The organism is Thiolapillus sp. (assembly GCF_048562965.1).
Taxonomy (GTDB): domain Bacteria; phylum Pseudomonadota; class Gammaproteobacteria; order Chromatiales; family Chromatiaceae; genus Thiolapillus; species Thiolapillus brandeum_A.
Window position 1 is genome coordinate 1 of record NZ_JBHNMF010001533.1, and the last position, 573, is coordinate 573.

General features: G+C 60.4%; 1 protein-coding gene. It reads right to left on the bottom strand.

Going from position 1 to position 573, the window contains the following annotated elements:
* A partial coding sequence (locus ACOCD2_RS25345; RefSeq protein ID WP_294046686.1) for an N-6 DNA methylase occupies window positions 1-573 on the bottom strand: 573 nt, incomplete at both ends.

The following is a 573-nucleotide window of genomic DNA, read 5'->3' on the forward strand; positions in this document are numbered from 1 at the left end:
ACTTGCCGGCGCGTTCTTCATCCTGCCAGGCTTCGAGCAACCGCTCGGAGAGCCAGCGACAGGCCTGCACCAGGAATGCTCCCGACCCCATCGCCGGGTCGCAAACCTTGAGGTCGAGGAGCTCTTCCGAGGACTTAAGACGCCAGTTCTCGCGTGCCTCACCTTCGGCAGGCCCAACATAGGCGACCGGCTCTAGTGTCTCAGTGACGATGGCCTCGGTGAGAGACTTCGGTGTGTAGTGGGTACCCGTCTCCCGCCGATCGGTACCCGTGGTCACCATGTAGGATCCCTGGGGATAGGCCAGGGGGTATCCCCAACTGTCGATACGCAGCAGGTGAAAATAGGGAGCGATACGATTGCAGAGCGACTGGTCGTTGTGACAGGCAGCGAGCAATCTGGCGTTATCCTCGGGATCGACGGACTTTTTCAAGTCGTTGCGCACTCTGGAGATGGCACTGCCGGTGCGTTCCTTCAGCAGTCTCTCGACGGCCTTCCCGCCTTCTTCCTCGGCCGATTCCAATTCTTCCAGACCCACCCAGGGCTTCTTGGCGCTCTTGGTGGCATCCAGATCCA